Origin of the sequence: Ferrimonas sediminicola (assembly GCF_005116715.1) — a bacterium.
Classification (GTDB): Bacteria; Pseudomonadota; Gammaproteobacteria; order Enterobacterales; family Shewanellaceae; genus Ferrimonas; species Ferrimonas sediminicola.
On the sequence record NZ_SWCI01000002.1, the window covers coordinates 364310 to 386997 of the forward strand.

Below are 22688 nucleotides of genomic sequence, written 5' to 3' on the forward strand. Positions count from 1 at the left end.
GATCACTACACACGCTGCTGTAATAGGCGTTTTGGTGGTATACAGCTTGGCGCAGGCCACCTTGGAATAGGTATCAACGAAGGTCCCTGCCAACACCCTTGAGCGTGCCGACGTAGAAGGTATCTTGCGATTCCAGGTAGCCAGGATGATGCATTTCTATCTCTCCGCTGGCTTCATCATCGTGCTGCTTGCGCTCAAAGGCTATCACCCGGGCTTCGGTGACTCAGCCACCTTGGCTTCGAGAGCCTTCAGACGCAGCTTGAAGTTCTCCAGCTGATGCCTGAGCCAAATGCTTCTGATGCCACTTGCTGAGACAAATACGCCCCGCTTTCGGAGTTCGTTACTGACCCTGACTTGCCCATGGGCCGGCTGCTCTATGGCGTACTCCACAACCGCCTGTTCAACGACCTCGTCCACTCGATTTTTGACGTTTGGCTTGCGGCGTGATTTATCGATGAGCGCCTCTACACCACCGTTCTCCATGGCGAACTTGTAACGATAGAAGGTGTCTCGAGACAGGCCCATCACCTTGCGGGCCTTGGATTCGTTGCTCAGCTCTTCCGCTAAATTCAGCAAACCGAGCTTGTGTTTGATGATACGTTGGATACTCTGAATCATGAGGGTTAGCTTTTGCTTTATTGAATGTTTGGTCACAATTAATCAAAGTTGGTAACCCTCAGTTTTTCAAACCGAAGTGTCAGGTAAAATCTGAACTAACCCAATTCAGTTGGCCATTACAAATTTACAGCAAGCTAAAATAATGTCGCAAAGAAACCTCTAAACATGAGCATGCCATTACCTCGCATATCGACAGGCACCTCCCTGTGGATTGTTGTCCGGTAAGCGGAATGCCGTTAAGCCTGATGCCTCGAAAGTGCCTTGAATTCAAGCAGACTGAAGTGCTGTTCTGGAAATACCTTCAGGCTGCATATTCGAGTATCGAACTTCTGAGTTGTAATCGCGCAACCCTTTACCTCGCCGGCAACATTCTAACTGCCATAGTCGCATTTGGACATTTAATCACCTTAATTAAATGGCATGCAATTAATTATTCCAACCTCGAACGCCCAACCTATATGCCTGAGTCAGACTCAATCACCCAGAACCAATAAAACCCTGCACCCCACACAGACCATTTTTTCAATCCGCCCAGCCCAATGTTAATCGAACGTACCCCTTACAGGGTAATTTTCATTACGAATGAAATCAATGCCGCTTAACAACACGTCAATTTCAGGTCGAGCAAAGGGGCCATTGGAAATATCCAATATCTGAATCTCATTGCGGTCATTTACAATAAAGACACCTGGTTCAGAATAGAAGTGATTTGTCTCGCCAATAGAGAGAGGGCGAGAGATATACAGACCAAGCTCCCGCATCATATCTACAGTTAAACCGTAGGTCACTGGGTAGTTTACTTTCAACTGCATAAAGTGCTCTAGCGCCTGCGACTCATTGTCAGCAGAAGTGGCGACAATATCGACACCCAGCTTTGCAAAATCCGGCTTAGCATCGCCAATTTTTTTAAGGTACCGAGTGCACATCGGGCAGTGCCCGCCACGATAAACCACGACCATTTTCCAATTGGTCTTCTTTTCTGGAGCACCTAGATTGATTCTACCGCCACCAAGTTTTGGCAGTTCGATAGAGGGAAACTGAGACCCGCCTTTCACCTTCTTTGACATCACAAGCTTACCTTCCCCCCTGCTTTACCGAAGATGAAATCACCTCTGTTTCATCACTACTCGATCTTACTCAGCATCAAAACAACACCGTCCTGGTCATCGATGCCGGATGATGTGCGAGCCTCCCATCTCCGAATCCTGATAAAGGTGCAGCCAATGCAAGAGCCCCATCAGGCCTGAAGAGGAAACAGTTCGGATTGTAGGGTCATAACAGAAACCATAATAGATACAAAAGTGGCACGCTTATGCATAACAGATGACGCCTGGAACTGGTATGATCACGGTTACCAGCTTAAAAGTGATCATGAGAGGCTGATCTCCGTGAAAAAGTACGAGGAACTCATCGAGCAGATCCGCAGGCAGATCCAAAATGAGATCTGGCAAACCGGAGAGAAACTCCCTTCCCTTAGGAAGCAAGCCGAAATGTCAGGCGTAAGCCTGATGACGGTGGTGCACGCCTATCAGGTCCTGGAGAGTCAGGGGTGGATAGTGTCCCGGGCGCGATCAGGCTATGTGGTAACTCCCAAGATTGAAAACTGTGACTCGACGCCCTCGAATGAACCGGTGCAAAAAACTGAGTCCGTAGATATCAACGACTTTGTTTTTGAAGTGCTGCAAGCCAGTCGTACGCCCAACATCACTGATTTTGGCAAGGTGTACCCGGACCCTACGCTCTACCCTCGTCAACATGTAAACAAATCTCTGATCAGTACCGCTCGCACCCTGTCGGCATCCAGTGCAATGGATAACCTGCCACCAGGAAACCTGGAACTGAGACAGCACATCGCCAAGCGCTATGCCGCTCAGGGCTTGGCTGTGCACCCAGACGAGATTGTGATTACCACTGGCGCGCTTGAGGCGCTGAACCTAAGCCTGCAATCGGTCACTCAACCGGGCGACTGGGTTGTAGTAGAATCTCCCACTTTTTACGGAGCACTTCAGTCACTGCAAAGATTGAGTCTAAGAGCGCTCTCAATAAGAACTCATCCAACAGACGGAATTGATCTGGAGTCGCTTGAGGATGCTCTGCAGTCCCACCAGGTTAAAGCATGCTGGTTGATGACAAACCATCAAAACCCTCTGGGGTTTACCCTGTCGCTGGAGAAAAAGAAGCGTTTAATGGCGTTGCTGTCCAAATATGACGTCTACCTGATCGAAGACGATGTATACAATGAACTCTATTTCGGCAGCGAAAAGCCTTTGCCGGCAAAAGCATTTGATAATCACGGCAAGGCCCTTCACTGTTCATCCTTTTCCAAGTCGTTGGTGGCCGGGTTTCGTATCGGTTGGGTCGCTGCGGGAAAGATGGCCGTCACCATTCAGAAACTGCAAATGATGAGCACACTCTCTGCCAGTGCACCGATCCAAATGACACTTGCGTCCTATCTTTCTACTCGCAACTACGAAAGACACCTGCGTCAATTACGTAGAACCTTGGAACAGAGAAAATTTGCGACCTGGCAGGAACTGCGTAATCACCTGCCCGCCCAAGTGAACATCAATTGCACGGATGGAGGGTACTTCTTATGGCTTGAGCTGCCCAGAGGTTTTGACGCTACCGAACTCTACAGACGTGCGTTGAAAGAGAACATCTGCATTACTCCCGGCAAAATGTTTTCTGCCGGAGATTTTCATAATCACTGTTTTCGTTTAAATGTCTCTTTCGAACTTTCTGACTTAAGGTTGAGAGCGATTAGAACCTTAGGCGAACTCATCAGAAGCATGTTAGCGACGCGTTCCTAAACCGTCTGTTACCCCCTAAAGCGGTGTCCGGGATCATTAAACCACTACACCTTGCCATCTTGGCTTGGCAATAATGATAGAACATCGGCCTTTCTCGATGCTCGAACAAATGGCTGGGTTTAGCCCGGGGCTGCCAAACTCATAGGACGCAGAGAGAATAAACAAACAGGACGACCTGAATAGGTCATCCTGTTCATTGGCCCTCTCGAACAAGAGAGCTCAGCTCGATAGGCTCCCCTTACGAGGACACCTCGTACACTCAGAGGGTGATATTAAAATTGCACCTTTATTGGCCACTCTTTCTGTACGCGCTCCTCCAGGAATTTCTTCTTCTGTGCATCCAGTTTGGCTTTGTCCAGACCGACCAACACTTGAGCTTTTGCTTTGGTTGAGTAGTCAGGGTAACTGACTTTGACTACGCCATGATTCGCCAAAATGGTCTTGAGTTTAGCGCGAGCGTCTTCACCAATCTTCTCGGCTTTGGCCAACTCTGTCAGTGCGAGCTCTGGGTTATGAGCGTGAATACCATGAGACGCAATGGCGTAGTCCCAATACCACTGGGCGTGGCGGATGAGCATCAGAGCGGACTCCATTTCAGAGTCGGTCGCCCCTGCCTTCCAGGCTTCACCTGCGTCGAAGTGCGCCTTCACGATGACCTCTTCAGCAGCGAGCTGAGCCTTGTGAACTGCCTTCTTAGTCATTGCCAGGGTATCAACCAGCTCGGCTTTGCTGTCGTGGCAGTTGGAACAGGTCTGCTCGAAATTATTGATAGCGTTGCCGACATTATGCTTGGTGAACTGTTTACCGGAAGCGCTTTCAACCTTTGGCATGTGGCAGTCGATACAGGTCACATCCATCTCGGCGTGTACCGTTGGTTGCCAGGTTTCCCACTCAGGGTGCTGAGCTTTCAACATCGGGGCTTTGGAGATCTTGTGAGTCCAATCCTTGAAGTTCAGCGCGTCGTAGTAGGCCAGCATGGCATCGGGGTTCTGACCACCGTTCCATGGAAACTTAACTTTTTTATGGTCGGTACCATCGAAGTAGTATTCGACGTGGCATTGAGCACAGGTCATGGCTGCCTGAATGTTAGGCTCCTGGTCTTCAAACTTTTGACCAGCAGCAGCGAAACCTCGCATGGCAAAAGGACGGGCGGGAGTGGGTTTGCCGGTTTCGGCGTCATGGCAATCGGCACATCCTACGTTATTACCAATCTCATGACCCGTAGCGCCCCATTTTTTATCGGAGAAGCTTCCTTCGCCGATCTTATCGTACATACGGCCCAGATCCGGTGTCTTACAACCCCAGCAAGAGGCTGGCATAGGCCCCTCAGAATCGGTCATCGGGCCGCCGGTACGCAGGCTGCGAGTCAGGTCGGCAACCGCGAATTGGTGACCACGAGGCTTGTTGTAGTCTTTTGCAAAACCATAACCACCATAAAGAATCACGATCATAGGATCGTGCTCCAGAATGTCGCCTTGCTCCGTAGACTCAATAGTAGATGCCCAAGAAGCGTATTGGTCGGGATATTTATCTTGCCAGGTAATATTGTTGGCATCTTCAGGGGCATTTTTAGCAAACGAAGAACCACTAATAACGGCGATGGCAATGGCTACAGCCAGTTTATTCAGTTGTTTCATTTCATCCTCTCCGAGGCTTTACTTATCTCTCGTCAGGAATCATAGGGAGCTGTTAAAATCGCATGCATACCTCTTTGGGGGTATTGGCCAGGAAACCTATTTAGGATCACTCTTTGGGCCATATTTTGGCCAAATTAATGTGAGTTTTTGAATTTTTTTACCGTCAGCAGCCAAAAAATTAGACGAGTCGCGGTTGCGAATGTATAGGGTCATACATATCAAAGATTTGAATAAAGAGACGCTCTTGCAGCAAAGTGCTGCTATGCCTTACGGCAAGACAATTGCCAACTTCTTGTCACTGTTCGGGGCAGGATTTTACGCCACCTAGAGCTGAGAAACGTAGAGCGGACATTCATGTTATCAGCGGCAAACCACATTCACGTCGATCCCTAGTGTTCATTCTCATGCAGCGAGAACGATACCTAAAACAGATCCGCTCGGACTAGACCCGCGACTACTACTGTCAGTCGCTGTGTCCTTGAGCCTATTCACAACCAGAAAATCAAACAGACTCGGTTGTACTGCTTCTCGCCGGGCATTTGTTCAACAAAAGCCCGCTTCGGCGCCTTACAACATCAGCCTAATCAGCTCACCTTCAGACTCTTTGTCGTAAGGAGTGCAGGTTCAATAAACGACCGTTAAACGCCCCCCGATGTAGGCACCACAAACCGGGTTCACCAATCTAGGTAAATACCTCGTTAGACCCAATGGACAGATGAACCCAGGATTGTTGGGCGCGGAGCTTAACGTCGTCTTCCGCCACAAAAACTGAAAGGTCAGCCTCCCTGCCCGCTTTGCTACCCGCCTCTCTTCAGTCGCGGCAAACACAGTGCTACTATCCGGACCTACTATCGAATCAGGCCATACCCGGAGAGAGTTAAGATGGCAATCATTCCAAAGAACTATTCACAGCTTGAGCAGGGCTACCGTGACAAGGCGCTGAAGCTGTTTCCCTGGGTATGTGGCCGCTGTGCCCGTGAGTTCCAGTACTCCAACCTGCGCGAGCTGACGGTGCACCACATCGACCATGATCATACCAACAACCCCAACGACGGCTCCAACTGGGAGCTGCTGTGCCTCTACTGCCACGACCACGAGCACTCCAAGTACACCGAGGCGGCCGCCTACGGCAGCACCGTCGAGGCCGGGGCCGATCTCAAGCAGGAGATGGCCACCAGCAACCCCTTCGCCAACCTCAAGGCGATGATGGACGCGAACAACCAAGGTTAACCTTACCGGTGTCGGACACCAGCCTCGGCAGCGCCAGGCTCAGGGTAACCGCCACCGACACGCTGGTCATCACCAGCACCGCCACCATGATCACCATCTGGTACTTGATGGCGACGATGGGATCGGCGCCGCCGAGTATCTGACCGGTCATCATTCCCGGCAGGGTTACCAGCCCGGTGGTGGCGGTGGTGGCCAGAATCGGCCCCTGGGCCGCCGCCAGGGATTCGCTGACGAAATCCGCCGCCGCCACGGTGGGCCTGGCCCCCAGGGCCAGCGCCCCTTCGTACTCACCCGCCCGCTCCTGGAACGAGGCACCGAGCCGCTGCAGGGCGATCACGTTCGCCCCCAGGCTGTTACCCAGCAGCATTCCGGCCAGGGGGATCATGTAGCGCGCCCCCAGCACCGGCTCCGGGCGGATCAGCGCCATCAGCATCAGTCCCAGCAGCGGGATCACCACCAGCGCCAGCCCGGCCGCCACCGGCAGCATCACCCGCTTCAGCGGCATCCGGCTCTTGCCGGTCACCGAGTGAGCCCCCACCACCACCATCAGCAGGATCCAGCCCAGGTTGAGCCACAGGCTGTCCAGGGCAAACAGGGTGTTGAGGTAGAACCCCACCAGAGCCAGTTGCACCAGCATCCGGCCCACGGCGATGCCGCCCTCTCTGCCCAGCCCCAGCCTGAATTTGTGATTGATGTACAGCGGCACCGCCAGCACGCTGAGAAACAGCGCCAGCTGCCACCAGGGGATGTCCACCACCTGGTTCATTAGCAAGACCCCTTGGCAATCGGAGTGATCGTAATCCTGGAAATCACCTATAAACGCATTGATTTACCTGAGTATAACCCCCAAGTCTACACTTAGGGTTACAGCACTTGCTGAAAGGGCGCAGGGGTTCCGCCGGTCCGTTCAAGCAGGCCGGGGTTTTGAGGGAGGTGACATGGGCAGAGAGTATTCCATCTGGCGCAGCATCAGGGTAAGCGCCGCCTTCGTCACCCTGTTGTGGATGGTGATGGTGTTCGAAGCCTTTACCGGATGGTACCTGGGTCACTTCGGCATCTACCCCAGGGAGCCCTTCGGCGCCATCGGCATCCTCACCGCCCCGCTCGTCCACGGCTCCGCCGAGCACCTGGCCGCCAACAGCCTGGCGCTGCTGGTCCTGGGCTCCGCCCTGCTCTACGGCTATCCCCGTTCCCGCTGGCCGGTGCTGATCATCATCTGGCTCGCCTCCGGCTTCGGGGTGTGGCTGTTTGGCCGCTCCAGCTTCCACATCGGCGCCAGCGGCCTGACCCACGGGCTGTTCTTCTACCTGTTTTTCATCAGCCTGCTCAGGCGGGACAAACGCTCCATCGCCCTGATGATGATCGCCTTCTTCATGTACGGCGGCATGCTGATGGGGATCTTCCCCCGGGATCCGCAGATCTCCTTCGAGTACCACCTGTTCGGCGGCCTGGCCGGACTGATGTGCGCGGTCATGTTCCGCCACTGGGACCCGCTGCCGGCGCCCAAGGTGTACGACTACGAGAAGCCGCAGCGGCAGGAGGAGGACGCCATCGGCGATCTGTGGCAGGAGACGCCGCCAGAGACGTCGCGGCGCCATTGGGACTAGGGCACTAGGCCACCTGCTGCGGACACTCCCCCTCCAGCCAGGCCAGCACCTGGGCGTTAAAACGCTCGGGCTGCTCCACCATCACCCAATGGCCGGTCTCCATCTCCACGACGGCGCTGCCCGGGGTGGCGTTGAGCCTCTCCAGCCAGGCCTGGGAGTGAAAATGAAACGGCTTGTTGCGCCCATAGAGAAACAGCGTCGGCTGGGTGAGCTCCACCGGACGAATCCCCAGCTTGCCGCCGGTGAGCAGCCCCTTCCACAGCCAGTAATAGGGGAAGTTCATGCCGCTGTGGATATCGCTTCTGGCCGCCGGAGCCCCCAGGGCCTTGGCCAGCATCCGGGTCAGCGGGTTGCCAAGGAAACTGCCCAGTTTCCAGCTCAGCGCCAGGTAGAGCTGGTAGGCGGCGGCCATCGCCTTGGCCCGCGCCGTGAGTTGGTGATCCCTGGAGCCCGAATCCCCCACGTCCACGGCGATGATGCGGCTGACCCGCTCGGGGAAGCGCATGGCGTACTGGTAGCCGTAGAAGCAACCCCAGTCGTGGAGCAACAGGGTGACCGGCTTGTCCGGGGAGGCCTGGGCAATGGCGCTGTCCAGGGCGGTGAGCATCTGGCGCATGTTGCGCAACTGCCTCGGCTGGCCACGCTCGAAGCCGGGAAGGGAGAAGCGCACGCAGCGGTAGCGGGACTTGAAGGCGGCCACCTGCCTGTCCCACAGCCGATAGTCGTCCGGCCAGCCATGAATCATCACCAGGGTCTGCTCGCCCTGCCCCTCCAGGTGCAGATCCACACCGTCGCGGCCCATTATGGTTTCCATACTCTGTTCTATTTTTCCGTAGGTTACGTTGGCTCAATGGGGCCATAGTGTGACATGGCGCACACCAAAAACAAGGGCGCCGTAGCGCCCTGGTTCGATCAGGCGGCACTCTCTGTGGATGGTGACTGCGCCCTGTCCAGCCAGGCCACCACCGCCTGGTTGAACTGCTGCGGCGCCTCAGACATCACCCAGTGGCCGGTGTCCAGCCCTTGGACGTGGTTTTCCGGCCTGGCGGCCATCTCCTTCTCCCAAGCCTCGGAGTGGAAGCTGACCGCCTTGTTGGCACCATAGAGGAACAGCAGCGGACACTCGACCTTGAGTGGCAGGTTGCCCAGTGGCCGGTTTTGAAAGGTGCGGCCCCACTTCCACCAGTAGGAGTAGGTCATGCCGCTGTGAATGGTGTCTGGCTCACCCGGCGCCTTCAGCCAGGCAGCCATCTTGCGGGTCATGGCATCGCCTACCGCACCGCCAATCAGCCAGGCGGTGGCCAGGAAGATCTGGTAGCCGAAGGCGAACAACTTGGCCTTGGCGGGCAGTTGGTGCGCCTCAGACCCGGCATCGCCAATGTCCACCGCCACGATGCGCCGAACCCGGCTCTGGTGGCGCAGGTAGTACTGATAACCCCAGATGCACCCCCAGTCGTGGATCATTAGGGTGACCGGCTTCTCTGGGCTGATCCGGTCGACGATATCGGCAATCTGGGCCACCAACTCCTCCAGGGTGTAGAGCCTGCGGCTGTGGGCAGGGTCGTACCCCGGCAGCGTGAACCGGGCGCAGCGGTAAAGGTGCTTGAGCGCCGCCACCTGGCTGTCCCACAACCGGTAGGTGTCGGGCCAGCCGTGGATCATCACTATGGTTTCATCACCCTGCCCCTCCAGGTAAACCTCGATGTCGTTCACTTTCACGATTTCCGTCATCTTCCATGTCCTCAGCAAGTGTTAGAGTAAATACTCTATTTTTATAGGGGCGGAATTTCCGTGATCTCCGTCAAAGGGAATGGTCGGACACTTTTCCCTGCAAAAAAGGCGCCTTAGGGCGCCCCTTCTCTGCAGCAGAGTCGTTACTGATTCAGGTACCACTCGAAGTAGCTTTGGCTCTTCAGCGCCTTGGTGGAGCCCTTGAGGCTGAAGTCGTAACCGCAGAGGCTGAAGCTGCCGCGGCGGGCCAGCTGCTTGATGATTATCTCGGTGTCCATGGGGGAGAAGCTGGCCATGAAGAAGCTGTCTGCCTCGACCTCGACACGGTAGGGGCGATAGGCGCTGTCGTCGTTAAACACCAGCTCGGCGCAGCTGCTGTCCCCCTCGGCGGTGGCGTAGTCCCACAGGGGGCCTGCCGCGGTTTCATCCCCCTGCCAGCGGACGGTCAGTGCTCCCTTGGTCATCCACAGCCAGTAGCTGTCGGGCATCTTCAACTCCGCCTCGGCCCGGGGACGCTCGGCCACCACCGGCTCGGACGACTGCTCGACCGGGGTCGCCTCGGGCTCGGCGGCGGCCATCTGGGCCAGCATGCCGGGCACCAGAGGCGCGGCCAACGCCGACATCAGCACCAGACCCAGGGCTCCCTTGGCGGTCGCAGGCAGGGCAGACAGGTTGAGGCTATGGCGCCACAGCTGCAGATACAGCACCGTTCCGGCGGGCAGATCCTGACTCTCCTCGGCCAACACCGGCGATTCCGGGGCGGCCACCGAACTGCCCGCCAGGGAGGGCTCGACCCGGTTACGGTTCACCACCGAGGCAACCGACTGCACCATGGGACCTCGGTAGCCGTTCACCTGGACGGTGTCCAGCAGCCTGTTGGTGGGACGCAGGGCCAGTTGGGCCACCGCACCGGCCCAGACAACCAGCAGCAGCATCGCCATCCCGCTGGTCAGGTAGGGGATGGCGGCGATGAACACCAGGGTGGCCGCCAGCGGCAGCGCCACGGGCCAGCCTACGGTGCCACATTCGTGGGCCCGGCGCTCGCTGGAAGCGCGCAGCACCGGGTAGAGGCCTATCGCCAGGGACAGCGCCAGGTAACGGGCCACCAGCGGGACCCCAAGAAACAGGCTGATGATGGCGGCGCAGCCAAGCAGGGCCATCCCCTGAATGGCGGCAAAGCGTAGCGGGCTGTCTTGCCCTTTAACACAAAAGAGGGTTTTCAAATCCGGTCCCAAAAATTCCGATTGGCGATACAACCCCTCAAGGGTATCGAAATCCATCCCCGCTGTCAGTGCAAATTGTGCCCAGTCAGGCCCGCAGTGCCTATGGGCTCTGCCTTGAGAGCGGTGGGCCATGGCAAGCTAAAGCCAGGCTAAACTGCCGGAGAAAGCTACTGAAATTTGGCAATTTCTAGGATTTCGGGCGATAGTTAATCCAACGAGGATCACCGAGGTGCCGCCCTTGAAACCCTGCTCATTGCCGACCTGCATCCTGCTCCTGGCCATCTTTAGCCAGTGGGCATCGGCCGGCCAGGGCAGCGAGCGAGATTCAACCGGCAGCCGTGAGCATCCGTGCCTCCCGGTCCGGGTAGAGACGGTGCAGCACAACGTGTTCGACCCCGACGAATCGGGCTTCACCTGGCTGCACGAATGGGCCAACAAGATCCACATCATTACCAAACCGGTCACCATCGACGATCAATTGCAGGGGTTCGATCTGTGCGGCGATCCCGACGCCCTGTACGAGGTCGAGCGCCACCTGAGGGATCTCGGCTACCTGCGTAACGCCCGGGTGACGATGAAGGAGGAGAGCGCCGACGGCAATGAACGGGTGGTGCTGGTGGAGACCTGGGATACCTGGTCACTTCTGCCCAAGTTCGACTTCAGCCGCCAGGGCGGAGAGTCGAAGTTTGACATCGGCATCATCGAGAGCAACCTGCTGGGCTACGGCGCCCACACCGAACTGGCCTACTTCTCCGAGACCGACCGCAACGGATACATCTTCGATCTGGAGAGCGGTCTGTTCCAGGGACGCCACCTCACCAGCCGTATCACCCTGGTGGACTCGGACGACGGCGAGCGCACTCGGCTGCGCATCGAGCGCCCCTTCTACTCGGTCAACACCCCCTGGGCCACCTACGTCGACTGGGACAACGAAACTCGGGAGGACAGCGTCAAGCAGGGGGGCGAAACCATCAACGAGTTCAGCGTGGACATCCGTGCCTTCCTCGCCTCCTGGGGCTGGTCGAGGGGCCTCAAGGGGGACTATGTGCTGCGATACCGGCTGGGGTACACCTACGAGGATCGGGAGTTCAGCCCCATCCCGGAAACCACCCTGCTGCCCGATGACCGCAGGCGCCTGCAGGGCTGGCTGCAGCTGGAGTACCTGCAGGATCGCTTCTCCGAAGTGTACAACCTGTACCTGATCAACAAGGTTGAGGATGTGAACTTCGGTATCACCGCCTGGCTCAGGGCCGGTTGGGATTTCGAGCACCAGGGACTGGTGCTGGCCGGCGGCTTCAGCCGCGGACACCACCTGACCGATCACTCCCGCTGGTTCTACCGCATGACCGTGGACAGCGAGCCCATTGATGCGGACAGCTTCCGCTACCTGGTTAACATGCGCAACGAGCTGTTTGTGGACATGAACGGCCGCTGGCGCTGGTACAACAAGCTGGCGGCGGTGGCCAGCCACAACCAATACCTGGACCGGCCGGTGGCCCTGGGGGGCGATACCGACATGCGCGGCTTCCCGGTGCAGTTTCAGCACGGTGAGCATAGCCTGCTGATGAGCAATGAACTGCGCTACTACCCGGGCTGGACCTGGTACCAGATCCTGGAGGTGGGTTGCGTCGCCTTCTGGGATCTCGGCAAGACCTACGGCGGGACCGTCTATCAGCAGGAGAATGACGAGTTGCTGCAGAGCGTGGGCCTCGGCCTGCGGCTGTACGCCTCACACTCCAGCAACAACGTCATCCATATGGATCTGTCCCACCCCATCAGCGACCAGCCCGGGGTGGACAACATCGAGTGGCGCCTGCAGGTGCGCGCCTACTTCTAGGGGCGGGCGCCCCTAGGCCAGGCAAGCGACCACCTCGGCCGCCTGACGGATGGCCCGCTTGGCGTCCAGCTCGGCGGCCACGTCGGCACCGCCGATCAGCATGTAGGGGATCTGGCGCGACTCCAACTCCGGCACCAGGGCCCGGTTGGACTCCTGGCCGGTGCAGAGCACCACGGTGTCGGCGGCAATCACCTTCTCCTGATCGTCATGGCGGATGTGCAGGCCGGCGTCGGAGATTTTGAGGTACTCGACACCGGAGATCATCTTCACCCCGCGATCCTTGAGGACGGTACGATGGATCCAGCCGGTGGTCTTGCCCAACCCCTTGCCGGGCTTGCTGCTCTTACGCTGCATCAGGGTGATCTCCCTGGCGGACTCGAAGGCGGTGCTGTCCCGCTCGGTCAGGCCGCCTCCGGTCAGATAATCCGGGTCGACGCCCCACTGCTTGAGCCACACCTGCGGATGCAGAGTCGCCGACTCATGGGCCTCTGACAGGTACTCGCCCATGTCGAAGCCGATGCCGCCGGCGCCCATCAGCACCACCCGCTTGCCTACCTCGACATCGCCCCTGAGCACCTGCTGGTAGGTCACCACCTTGGGGTTGTCCACCCCTTCCAACTCCGGCACCCGTGGGCTGACCCCGGTGGCCACCAGCACATGGTCGAATCCCTTGAGCCTGTCCGCATCGGCCGCCTCGCCCAGACACAGCTGAACGCCCAGCCGGTTCAGGCGCTGCTTGAAGTAATCCAGTGACGCCTTGAACTCCTCCTTTCCGGGGATCTTGCTGGCCAGCTTGAACTGGCCCCCAAGCTCGGGATCGCGCTCAAACAGGGTCACCTTGAAGCCGCGTTCGGCGGCGTAACAGGCACTGGCCATGCCGGCAGGCCCGCCGCCAATCACCGCCACCCGCTTGGCGGAGGCAACCGGCTCCAGCTTGAGCTCGGTCTCATAACAGGCGAAGGGGTTCACCAGGCAGGTGGCACGCTTGAGGGAGAAGGTGTGGTCCAGGCAGCCCTGGTTACAGCCGATGCAAATGTTGATGTCCTCGGCCTCGTCCCGGGCGGCCTTGTTAACGAACTCGGCATCCGCCAGCAGTGGCCGGGCCATGGAGACCATATCCGCCTGGCCGCTGGCAAGGATGGTCTCCGCCACCTCCGGGGTGTTGATGCGGTTGGTGGCCACCAGCGGAACGGACACCTCACCTTTCAGGCGCTCGGTGATAAAGGCAAAGGCGCCCCGAGGAACGCTGGTGGCGATGGTGGGGATGCGCGCCTCGTGCCAGCCGATGCCGGTGTTAATGAGCGTGACCCCGGCCTGCTCCAGCCACTTAGCCAACTGCACCACCTCCTCCCAGTCGTTACCCCCCTCCACCAGGTCCAACATGGAGAGGCGGAAGATGATGATGAAGTTCTCCCCCACCTCCTGGCGTATGGCTCTGACCACTTCCAGCGGGAACTTGGCCCGGGCGGCGATATCGCCGCCGTACTCATCCCGGCGCTTGTTGGTGCGGTTGCACAGAAACTGGTTAAGCAGATAGCCCTCGGAACCCATCACCTCGACGCCGTCGTATCCGGCTTTCTGAGCCAGCTTGGCGGACGCCGCGTAATCCTTCACGGTACCGCGGATCTGCCTCAGGCTCATCTGCCTGGGCTTGAAGGGGGTGATGGGCGCCTTGATGGCGCTGGCCGACAGGCTGAAGGGGTGGTAGCCATAGCGGCCCGCGTGCAGCAGCTGCATGCAGATCTTGCCCCCCTCCCGCTGAACCGCGTCGGTGATCTTGCGGTGCCGGGCAACCTGCCAGGGGAAGCTCAGCTGACTGGCATGGGGGGCCAGACGGCCGCGGAAGTTAGGGGAGATCCCCCCGGTCACGATCAGGCCAACGCCCCCACGTGCGCGCTCGGCATAGAAGGCGGCCAGCTTATCGAAACCGCCCTTCTCCTCCTCCAGGCCGGTATGCATGGAGCCCATTAACACTCTGTTTTTCAGTGTGGTAAAGCCCAAATCCAGGGGCGCTAGCATGTGAGGGTAACTCATGACACAAACCTTAAACATCCATTTAAAACTAGTGTTCAGATTACCCCGGAGTGATCAAGATCACAACCACGTCGTGGGCGCCACTTTAAAAAGCCTTACAATTGCAGTCTGACATGGGCGCTGGGCGCCTGTAATATAGAAAGGTCAATAGTTTAAGGATAGAGATACGCATGCCTCAGAAACGATCATTACCGGTTCGGCTGCTCGCCTTTGTGTGGTCCGCCATCAACGGTACCCGACGGCTGATCCTCAACCTGGTGTTCTTCGGGCTGCTGGCTGTCATCCTGGTCGGCATCAGCCAGGACCAGGTGCCCCAGGTTCCCGAGGGGGCGGCACTGGTGCTGAACCTCGAAGGCAAACTGGTGGAGCAGCCGCGAGATATTGACCCCTTCAAGATGCTGGCCGGCGGCGCCGATGACGAGCAGGAGATCGTCATCGGTGACCTGCTCAAGGTGATCGAAGCCGCCGCCGAGGATGATCGCATCGCCGGCATCGTACTGCGCCCCGGTGGCGTCCAAGGCGGCAGCGCCAAGCTGGAGCTGGTGGGCCGGGCCCTGGCCCGCTTCCGCGACAGCGGTAAACCGGTGATCGCCCAGTCCGGCTGGTACTCCCAGGGCCCCTACCTGCTGGCCACCTTCGCCGATGAGATTCAGCTCAACACCGCCGGTACCGTTGCCATCCAGGGGATGGGGATGTATCGCCTGTTCTACAAGGATCTGCTGGACAAGATTGGGGTCAAGACCCACCTGTTCCGCGTCGGCAAGTACAAATCCTTCGCCGAGAGCTATTACCTGAAAGAAATGTCCGAGCCGGCCAAAGAGGCCAACACCGCCCTGCTGGAAGACATCTGGGGTCGCTACAAGGCCACGGTCAACGCCAACCGCAGCCTGCCTGAGGGGCTGCTGGACCGCAACCTGGCGCAGCTGGAAGCCGCCCTGGAGGAGGTTGATGGCGACTTCAGCGATTACGCCCTGGCCAACGGCATGGTCGACAGCGTCCTCACCTCGGTGCAGATGCGTGACCAGCTGTTTGAGCGTTTCGGCGCCAAGGCCGACGACGACAGCAAGTTCAACGGCATCGGCTGGGAGGATTACCTGGGTCAGATGCTGCCCGAGATCCAGCTGCCCGGTCGCGACCAGGTGGCGGTGGTGGTCGCCCAGGGTCCGATCCTGCCTGGTGACCAGCCGGCCGGGACCGTCGGCGGCTACTCCCTGTCCAAGTTGCTGCGCCAGGCCCGCGAGGATGACCAGGTGAAGGCGGTGGTGATCCGGGTCGACAGCCCCGGCGGCAGCGTGTTCGCCTCCGAGCAGATTCGTCAGGAGATCCTGGCGCTGAAGGCCGCCGGCAAGACCGTGGTCTCCTCCATGGGCTCGGTGGCAGCGTCCGGCGGCTACTGGATCTCCGCCAACGCCGACCGCATCTACGCCCAGCCGAACACCATCACCGGCTCCATCGGCATCATCGGCATCATCCAGACCTTCGAGGAGACCGCCAAGACCATCGGCGTCAACATGGACGGGGTGGGCACCACAGAGATGGCGGGACTGAACGTGTTCAAGCCCCTGCCCGACGCCTTCAAGCGGATCATGCAGATGAACCTGAACAAGGGTTACGCCGACTTCATCAACCTGGTGTCCAGCGCCCGCGGCATCCCGGCCGAGCAGGTCGATGAGATGGCCCAGGGCCGGGTCTGGAGCGGCACCGCCGCCAAGGAGCTGGGACTGGTGGATGAGTTGGGCAGCCTGGATGACGCCGTCGCAGGCGCCGCCGAGATCGCCGGGCTCGGCGACTATGACCGGGTGCTGATCGAGAAGGAGCTGACTCCGGAGCAGCAGATCATCCGCGAGATCATGAAAAACGCCGCCATTGAGATGCCGGAGAGCGGCAACAGCCGCCTGATGAGCCTGCTCAAGCAGTCGGTGCTGGGTCCGCTACAGCAGCAGCTGACCCTCTCCGACCCGCAAAACGCCTACATGCTGTGCCTGGAGTGCAGCGAGCTTTAGGGCAGCGACATGCATGACGACGACCGTCGCCAGCCAGAGGCCTCCTTCGGGAGGCCTTTTGCACTCCCCTGCCGCAGGGCCTATAATCCGGCCATCCCGGCCTACCCCTTTGAGCATAATGACAAAAAAACGGATCTACATCGCCTATACCGGTGGCACCATCGGTATGCAGAAAACCGACCAGGGCTACGCCCCCACCGCGGGCTTTTTGACCGAGCGGGTCAAGGCCAACCCCGAGTTCCAGCGGGAGGAGATGCCGGAGTTCGTCATCAACGAGTATGACGTACTGATGGACTCGGCCAACATGACCCCGGAGGACTGGCAGCACATCGCCGACGACATCCAGGCCCGCTATGACCAGTTCGATGGTTTCGTGATCCTGCACGGCACCGATACCATGGCCTTCACCGCCTCCGCCCTCTCCTTCATGCTGGAGGGGCTGACCAAACCTGTGGTGGTGACCGGGTCCCAGATCCCCTTCGCCGAACTTAGATCCGATGGCCAGCACAACCTGCTGAATGCCCTCTACCTGGCCGCCAACCACCCCATCGGCGAGGTATGCCTGTTCTTCAACAACAAGTTGTTCCGCGGCAACCGCACCACCAAGGTCCACGCCGACGGCTTTGACGCCTTCGACAGCCCGAATCTGCCGCCACTGCTGGAAGCCGGGATCCACATCCAGTCCGGTCCCGGGGTGACCCTGCTGGAATCGACCGGCCCACTGCGAGTACATCCCATCACGCCCCAGCCGGTGGGAGTGGTGACCCTCTACCCGGGGATCTCCTCCGAGGTGATCCGCAACATCCTGCAGCAGCCGGTCAAGGCCCTGATCCTGCTCTCGTTCGGCGTGGGTAATGCCCCGCAAAGACCCGAGTTGCTGGAGCTGTTTCGCGCCGCCCGCAAGCGCCAGGTGATCATCGTCAACCTGACCCAGTGCCTGCAGGGCAAGGTGAACATGAGCGGCTACGCCACCGGCAACGCCCTGTCCCGGGCCGGGGTGATCAGTGGCTACGACATGACCACCGAGGCGGCCCTGGCCAAGCTGCACTTCCTGCTAAGCCAGCCCCTGACCTTCCAGCAACGCATCGACGCCATGGAGCAGAGCCTGCGCGGCGAACTGAGCCGCTAGCCACCAAGGGCAAAAAGCCCCCGAAACGGGGGCTTGTCAGGGGTGGAGCCGGACTAGGCCGGCCCCAGGACACTGTCCAGGGTGCGTCTCGGGGTCGGCTCACTCGCCCGCAGCGGGCGCCCAACCCTGAGCAGGATCTGCGGCGTTCCCTGGCCGACCACCGACGCCAAGCGCTGCCGGATCGGCGCCACCTGCATCACCTGGTTGAAAAAGGACGCCTGGTAACCCTGCTCGCAGGCCCCCAGCAACAGCTTCTGCAACGCCTGCCCGGCCTGCAACCACTCCCGCGATGTGTCTCCTTCGGTGAAAAGCATCGCCAACATGGGCGCCTTCTCCAGCAGCTCGCTGTCTCTCCTGGCCATCAATGCCCCCAGGTTGAGCCAGCGGACCGCGGCCCGGGCCAGGAACACCCAGGGCCGGGGTACCCCGAGCCCCTCTCCCCGAACATAGGGGTGCATCCACTTGGCCAGCTCCCGGCGCCACCTCGGGTCGGCCCAGAGCGTTCTGTCGCCCTCGGCCACCAGTTGGGCCAGTTGCCGGCGCACGCCTTCGTCGGTAATGGGCAGGAGACGGGCGCCCTCCTGCGCCACCAGTTTGGCCAGTGTCCCCCCCAGGCCCGGCGCCGGCAGGTCCCGGGCGTAGCCGCCCCGATCGGTATGGCGCGCCTGAATCAGTGCTGCCAGCCTGGCTTCCGGCGTCGCGACAGGGCGGTTGCCATCCGCCCGCAGTCGCGCGAGCAGATCGGGATCATCGGCATCGGGGAGCAGCTGCAGATCGAGGGCGACCCCCTGCTGGAGAGCCGTCAGCCGCAGGTTCATCAGCGCACAGCCGCAGCTGATCAGCAGCTCCCTGTCGTTGGGGTCATTGATGGGCAGGGCGCGGCTGCGGTCTGCCAGCATCTCCAACCGGTCACCCTGGACGCGAAAGCGCCACGGCTGAGAGTTATGACTGGAAGGCGCCAGTGCGGCACTGTGCACCAGCTTGCGGGCAATCTCTTTATCCATGGGACCTCCCAATTCGATGCGCCATCAACCCAAATTTAATCGGTAACCGATCAGAGCGACAGGGAAACTTGACCGACAGAGGTAGTCGGTACCCGCGGTCACCGCAACCCACGGGAAACATTAAGGCTTATATCATTATGAACCCGATATCAGCGGGATGCAGACCAATACCGTCAAGGCAAACAAGGGGATATTGGAGAGCACGTACACCACAAACCTCAGCTGCACCCGGTTCCCCAGCGCCTGCACCAGGCTGTGGATCACCCTGAGCAGCACATAGGCCCAGGCCAGGGCCAACACCAGGGCGCCCTGCTCCCCCAACCAGGCCAGGCACAGGATCAGCGGATAGAACAGGGTGGGCTGCTCCATCAGGTGGTTGTAGTTGTCCGCCTTCCAGCGGACCCGGGCGGGCAACTGGTCCATCTGCCGGCCACGGGGGGCCTGTGGGTCCAACTTCATGCCGGCTTCGAGGATGGCGGGCACCCGGGTGAGGTACATCCACAGCCACATCATCAGTGACCAGGCGATCAGGGCGACCACCGGCCCAAGCAGCGGGGTGGGTTCGGGCATATCAACTCCCTGTCGATAAAATGGGCTAGGGTTTCAGTAACTCACACCTTAGGAAAAGGGTCAACCCGGCCCTGAATCAGGGCAGTGCCGCTGCAGGCATTACAGGACGGCCACCTCGTCTAGGCTGGCACGCTGCTCGCGCACCAGCCTCTGCTCCACCAGGTAGTGCTCCAGTTCATGGAGCATCTGCATCACCAGGTCCGACTGCCGCGACAGTTTGCGCACCAGTGCCGTCAGTTGCTGGCCAGTGTGGCCACCGTCGACCGCCACCATCAGCTCTGCCAGGGTGTGGTGCAGATCCTTGTGGCTCTGATGGAGCTTATTAAACCAGATGGTGTTAGAGAAGCACCGGCCCGGTCCGTAGAGCCACTTCCCCAGGCGGCACTGAGTATGGTGCGCTTCCGGCCAGCTGAACCCTTGGACGTCGGAGATCATGTCCAGGTAGTAGACGCTGTCGATCACCGACTTACGCCACTGAATATGGTCGAGTTGGGCCATATGCAGCATGCCGAGCAGTTGCGACGGCCAGTGACGCCCCTCCTTGAGAAAACTGAGGAAGCTGGCCATGGGCAGCGGCGGGCTGATCCAGTATCCCTGGGCCACGCTGCATCCGGTGTTTTGCAGCAACCGGTAGCAGGACTCGGTCTCCACCCCCTCGGCGACGATATCCAGATCCATGTTGTGGGCCATCTGGATGCTGGACTGGACGATGGAGAGCTCCTTTTCGGACTGTTCGACCTGGCTGATGATGGATTTGTCGATTTTGATGGTACTGAAGGGCCAGCGGGCCAGGGTGCCCAGGTTGGAGAAGCCGCGGCAGTAGTCATCCATCACCAGGCGAATGCCCAGCGTCTTCAGCGTGTTCAGGTTGTCGATCACCACCGGACAGTCGTTGAGCACCACGGTTTCTGTCAGCTCGATCTCCAGTTGCTCAGGGATGATCTCGCCCCGCTCTATCGCCGCCATCAGCAGGTTCACCAGCTTGCGGTTCTGAAAGTCGTGGGCGGATACGTTGAAAGAGATGGGCAGAGGCACACCCCGTTGGTTGATCCGGTCAATATCCTCGATAAGGCGTTGGACCATGCACAGGGTCAGCCGGTTGATGAAGCCGTTGGACTCAGCCTGGGGAATGAAGGCACCGGGCAGCACCAGGGTGCCGTCCGGCTTGATCCAGCGAATCAGGGCTTCGGCGCCACAGATCTCTCCGGTGACCATGGAGACCTTTGGCTGGTAGTAGAACTCAAACTCCCGCTTGTGCAGCGCGCTTTCCAGTTCGCGTCTTGTTATGGCCCTGGCGCTCATAGAGATGTCCAATGTTGGTGGCAAAGTGGCTGGCGGTAACCTTGTGGTCCCGCCCAATGTCCCTAGCATCCTTGTCCCTCAAAGCGCCCGAACAATGTTATATATGTTCAGCAACTTCAATAAGTTGTACCGCGCTCTCTTAGGCTGACTGAAACTCTAATTTCTAAAATCTGCAATCGATAGTGCGCAGATCTCAGTTTTAGCCAAGACAGTTGTAAAAAAGGCCAACCACGGAAATATTCCCCATTATTCCGCGGCCGCACCGACAAATCCGGTTCGAATGATTCCACAGATAATCGCAACACCGGCCATCATCAGCGGCGGTTCAGCCCGGTGCTCCCAAGCCCATCAGTCCCATCAGCCAGGGCAAGAACACACCGTTTAGCAGGGCGGACAGTGCCATGGTCAGCCCGGAGAAGGACCCTGCCTGCACGCCGATCTGGAAGGCCCGGGCGGTGCCGATGCCATGACCGGCCAGCCCCAAGGCGATCCCCTGGATGCGCTCGTCCGCGATCCCCAGGCGGCGAAATACCCAGGGACCGAGGATCGCCCCGATGATGCCGGTGGTCACCACGATGAAGGCGGTCAGGGAGGGCTCCCCGCCCACGGCCTCGGTGATCCCCATGGCCACCGGGGTGGTCACCGACTTGGGGGCCAGTGACTTCAGGGTGATCTCGTCGGCGCCGAGCAGCGCGGCGGTGATCAGGGCACTGGCGGCGCTCAGCAGCGATCCCAGCACCAACACCACCCCCAAAGGCAACAGCAGCGCCCTGAGGCGGGCCAGTTGCTGGTACAGGGGAACCGCCAGGGCGACGATCGCCGGCCCCAGCAGGAAGTGGACGAACTGGGCCCCTTCGAAGTAGTGGCGATAGGGGATGTCCGCCAGCAGCAGCACCAGGATGATCAGGGTGCAGGAGACCGCCACCGGATTCAGCAGAGGGGTACTGCCGCAGCGACGGTGAAGCTCACAGGCAAACTGATAGGCCAGCAGGGTCAGCAGCAACCCCAGCAGGGGACTGGCGGCCAGGTAGAGCCAGATGGCGTCCAACTCAGCGCTCATCGACGGTGCTCCCCAGCAGCCACTTCATCAGCAGGGCGCTCACCGCCAGGGTCAGCAGGGTGCTGACCACCATCGCCGCGACGATGGCCATCCCCTGCTGCTGCAGGGTCGGCACATGGGTGATCACCCCCACGCCAGCGGGCACGAACAGCAGAGAGAGGTGTCCCAGCAGGGTGGCCGACACCCCCTCCAGCCCCCGCGCCAGCCTGCGGTTGGCCACCAGGGTACAGAACAGCATCAGCATCCCCATCAGCGGCCCTGGCAACGGCAACCCCAGCAGCCGTACGCTCACCTCTCCCGCCAGTTGATAGACAAGAATCAGACTAAATCCATTTACAACACTCACCGATCGCCTCGCAACATCCTGTTGACGCTTTCAATCTCGCCGGGAGGGGTCAGCGGGCCCCTCGCGCCTTTTCACCCCGTCAGTGATGCTCCCCTCTGGCCCTGTAGGCCCGGGTGCCCCACAGCGGCACGGTGGACAGCGAATGCTTGTAGCTGCCCTTGGTCTCCTTGGTGCTGTAGGCGATGTAGAGCAGAGTCTGGTTGTCAGCATCGAGGATTCGCCTGATCTTGAGGCTCTTGAACAGCACGCTCTTGGACTTTTTGAACACCACCTCGCCAGACTTGCCCTTGTCGATGGCGGCGATCATCTGTGGGGTGATCTCGCCGGTCTGGCGACAGGCGATCCCCATGTCACTGGGATCGGCAAGATCCAGATCCGCCTCGACGTTGGAGATGTGACAGGTCACGCCGGTCACTATGGGGTCCCGCAACACCTCCACCTTGATGTCCTTGGTGGTAAACAGTCCCAGGGAGACATCCCCCACCTCGTTGTTGTCACAGCCGCCGAGGGCCAGGGCCGCGACGGCCAGCATCCAGGCTCTCATCGG

The 22688-nt window shown here is 59.5% G+C and carries 19 protein-coding genes and 1 pseudogene; 6 read left to right on the plus strand and 14 right to left on the minus strand.

Annotated elements, in window-relative coordinates; genetic code table 11:
• Positions 1-12: 12 nt before the first annotated feature.
• Both FCL40_RS05095 and FCL40_RS05100 read right to left on the minus strand, forming a co-directional pair.
• Positions 13-618: pseudogene (locus tag FCL40_RS05095) on the minus strand (helix-turn-helix domain-containing protein); the annotation flags it as partial.
• 542 nt (positions 619-1160) lie between these two features.
• Positions 1161-1685, minus strand: coding sequence for a redoxin domain-containing protein (locus FCL40_RS05100; RefSeq protein ID WP_136851983.1), 525 nt, complete (start codon positions 1683-1685; stop codon positions 1161-1163).
• A gap of 321 nt (positions 1686-2006) precedes the next feature.
• Here FCL40_RS05100 and FCL40_RS05105 point away from each other — a divergent pair, with 321 nt between their 5' ends.
• Positions 2007-3428, plus strand: a complete 1422-nt coding sequence (locus FCL40_RS05105) for an aminotransferase-like domain-containing protein (protein ID WP_136851985.1) — start codon at positions 2007-2009, stop codon at positions 3426-3428.
• A gap of 272 nt (positions 3429-3700) precedes the next feature.
• Here FCL40_RS05105 and FCL40_RS05110 read toward each other — a convergent pair whose 3' ends face one another.
• A complete protein-coding gene (locus FCL40_RS05110; protein WP_136851987.1) occupies positions 3701-5065 on the minus strand; it encodes an ammonia-forming cytochrome c nitrite reductase subunit c552 in 1365 nt (454 codons plus the stop codon).
• An 882-nt stretch (positions 5066-5947) separates the two neighbouring features.
• Here FCL40_RS05110 and FCL40_RS05115 point away from each other — a divergent pair.
• Positions 5948-6295 carry a YajD family HNH nuclease gene (locus tag FCL40_RS05115; RefSeq protein ID WP_136851989.1) on the plus strand — a complete coding sequence of 116 codons (348 nt, stop codon included), beginning with the start codon at positions 5948-5950 and terminating at the stop codon, positions 6293-6295.
• Here the strand turns inward: FCL40_RS05115 and FCL40_RS05120 are convergent.
• Positions 6261-7061, minus strand: coding sequence for an ABC transporter permease (locus tag FCL40_RS05120; RefSeq protein WP_136851991.1), 801 nt, complete (start codon positions 7059-7061; stop codon positions 6261-6263). The two genes, FCL40_RS05115 and FCL40_RS05120, sit on opposite strands and share 35 nt — an antisense overlap.
• A 172-nt stretch (positions 7062-7233) precedes the next feature.
• Here FCL40_RS05120 and FCL40_RS05125 point away from each other — a divergent pair, with 172 nt between their 5' ends.
• The gene (locus FCL40_RS05125) at positions 7234-7902 is read left to right on the plus strand and encodes a rhomboid family intramembrane serine protease (protein ID WP_136851993.1); all 669 of its coding nucleotides are present in this window, start codon (positions 7234-7236) and stop codon (positions 7900-7902) included.
• 4 nt (positions 7903-7906) lie between these two features.
• Here the strand turns inward: FCL40_RS05125 and FCL40_RS05130 are convergent, their stop codons facing one another.
• From FCL40_RS05130 to FCL40_RS05140, 3 genes are all read right to left on the minus strand, one after another.
• Positions 7907-8716: an alpha/beta fold hydrolase gene (locus FCL40_RS05130; protein ID WP_136851995.1), complete on the minus strand. Its 810-nt coding sequence runs from the start codon at positions 8714-8716 to the stop codon at positions 7907-7909.
• A 98-nt stretch (positions 8717-8814) separates the two neighbouring features.
• The gene (locus tag FCL40_RS05135) at positions 8815-9633 is read right to left on the minus strand and encodes an alpha/beta fold hydrolase (protein WP_136851997.1); all 819 of its coding nucleotides are present in this window, start codon (positions 9631-9633) and stop codon (positions 8815-8817) included.
• A gap of 143 nt (positions 9634-9776) precedes the next feature.
• The gene (locus FCL40_RS05140) at positions 9777-10856 is read right to left on the minus strand and encodes a hypothetical protein (protein ID WP_136851999.1); all 1080 of its coding nucleotides are present in this window, start codon (positions 10854-10856) and stop codon (positions 9777-9779) included.
• A gap of 238 nt (positions 10857-11094) precedes the next feature.
• Between FCL40_RS05140 and FCL40_RS05145 the strand changes: the two genes are divergently transcribed.
• Entirely contained in the window at positions 11095-12693 is a 1599-nt protein-coding gene (locus FCL40_RS05145; protein WP_136852001.1) for a ShlB/FhaC/HecB family hemolysin secretion/activation protein, read from the plus strand.
• Positions 12694-12705: 12 nt separating this feature from the next.
• Here FCL40_RS05145 and FCL40_RS05150 read toward each other — a convergent pair whose 3' ends face one another.
• Positions 12706-14727, minus strand: coding sequence for an FAD-dependent oxidoreductase (locus FCL40_RS05150; RefSeq protein WP_136852003.1), 2022 nt, complete (start codon positions 14725-14727; stop codon positions 12706-12708).
• A gap of 170 nt (positions 14728-14897) precedes the next feature.
• On the opposite strand from FCL40_RS05150, the gene sppA reads away from it, so the two are divergent.
• A complete protein-coding gene (sppA, locus tag FCL40_RS05155; RefSeq protein ID WP_136852005.1) occupies positions 14898-16730 on the plus strand; it encodes a signal peptide peptidase SppA in 1833 nt (610 codons plus the stop codon).
• Positions 16731-16848: 118 nt separating this feature from the next.
• Complete coding sequence (ansA, locus tag FCL40_RS05160; protein WP_136852007.1) at positions 16849-17859, plus strand: asparaginase; 1011 nt, start codon at positions 16849-16851, stop codon at positions 17857-17859.
• 53 nt (positions 17860-17912) lie between these two features.
• Here ansA and FCL40_RS05165 read toward each other — a convergent pair whose 3' ends face one another.
• From FCL40_RS05165 to FCL40_RS05190, 6 genes are all read right to left on the minus strand, one after another.
• The gene (locus FCL40_RS05165) at positions 17913-18863 is read right to left on the minus strand and encodes an Acg family FMN-binding oxidoreductase (protein WP_136852009.1); all 951 of its coding nucleotides are present in this window, start codon (positions 18861-18863) and stop codon (positions 17913-17915) included.
• Positions 18864-18998: 135 nt separating this feature from the next.
• On the minus strand, positions 18999-19433 hold the full coding sequence (locus FCL40_RS05170; protein ID WP_136852011.1) for an MAPEG family protein: 435 nt from the start codon (positions 19431-19433) through the stop codon (positions 18999-19001).
• A gap of 99 nt (positions 19434-19532) precedes the next feature.
• Positions 19533-20735, minus strand: coding sequence for an EAL domain-containing protein (locus FCL40_RS05175; RefSeq protein ID WP_169307008.1), 1203 nt, complete (start codon positions 20733-20735; stop codon positions 19533-19535).
• 325 nt (positions 20736-21060) lie between these two features.
• Entirely contained in the window at positions 21061-21795 is a 735-nt protein-coding gene (locus tag FCL40_RS05180; protein WP_136852014.1) for an LrgB family protein, read from the minus strand.
• The gene (locus tag FCL40_RS05185; protein WP_136852016.1) at positions 21785-22141 is read right to left on the minus strand and encodes a CidA/LrgA family protein; all 357 of its coding nucleotides are present in this window, start codon (positions 22139-22141) and stop codon (positions 21785-21787) included. The genes FCL40_RS05180 and FCL40_RS05185 overlap by 11 nt, the downstream gene beginning before the upstream one ends.
• A 79-nt stretch (positions 22142-22220) precedes the next feature.
• Positions 22221-22685 (minus strand): CreA family protein, encoded by a 465-nt coding sequence (locus tag FCL40_RS05190; RefSeq protein WP_136852018.1) that lies wholly within the window; start codon positions 22683-22685, stop codon positions 22221-22223.
• Positions 22686-22688: the final 3 nt, after the last annotated feature.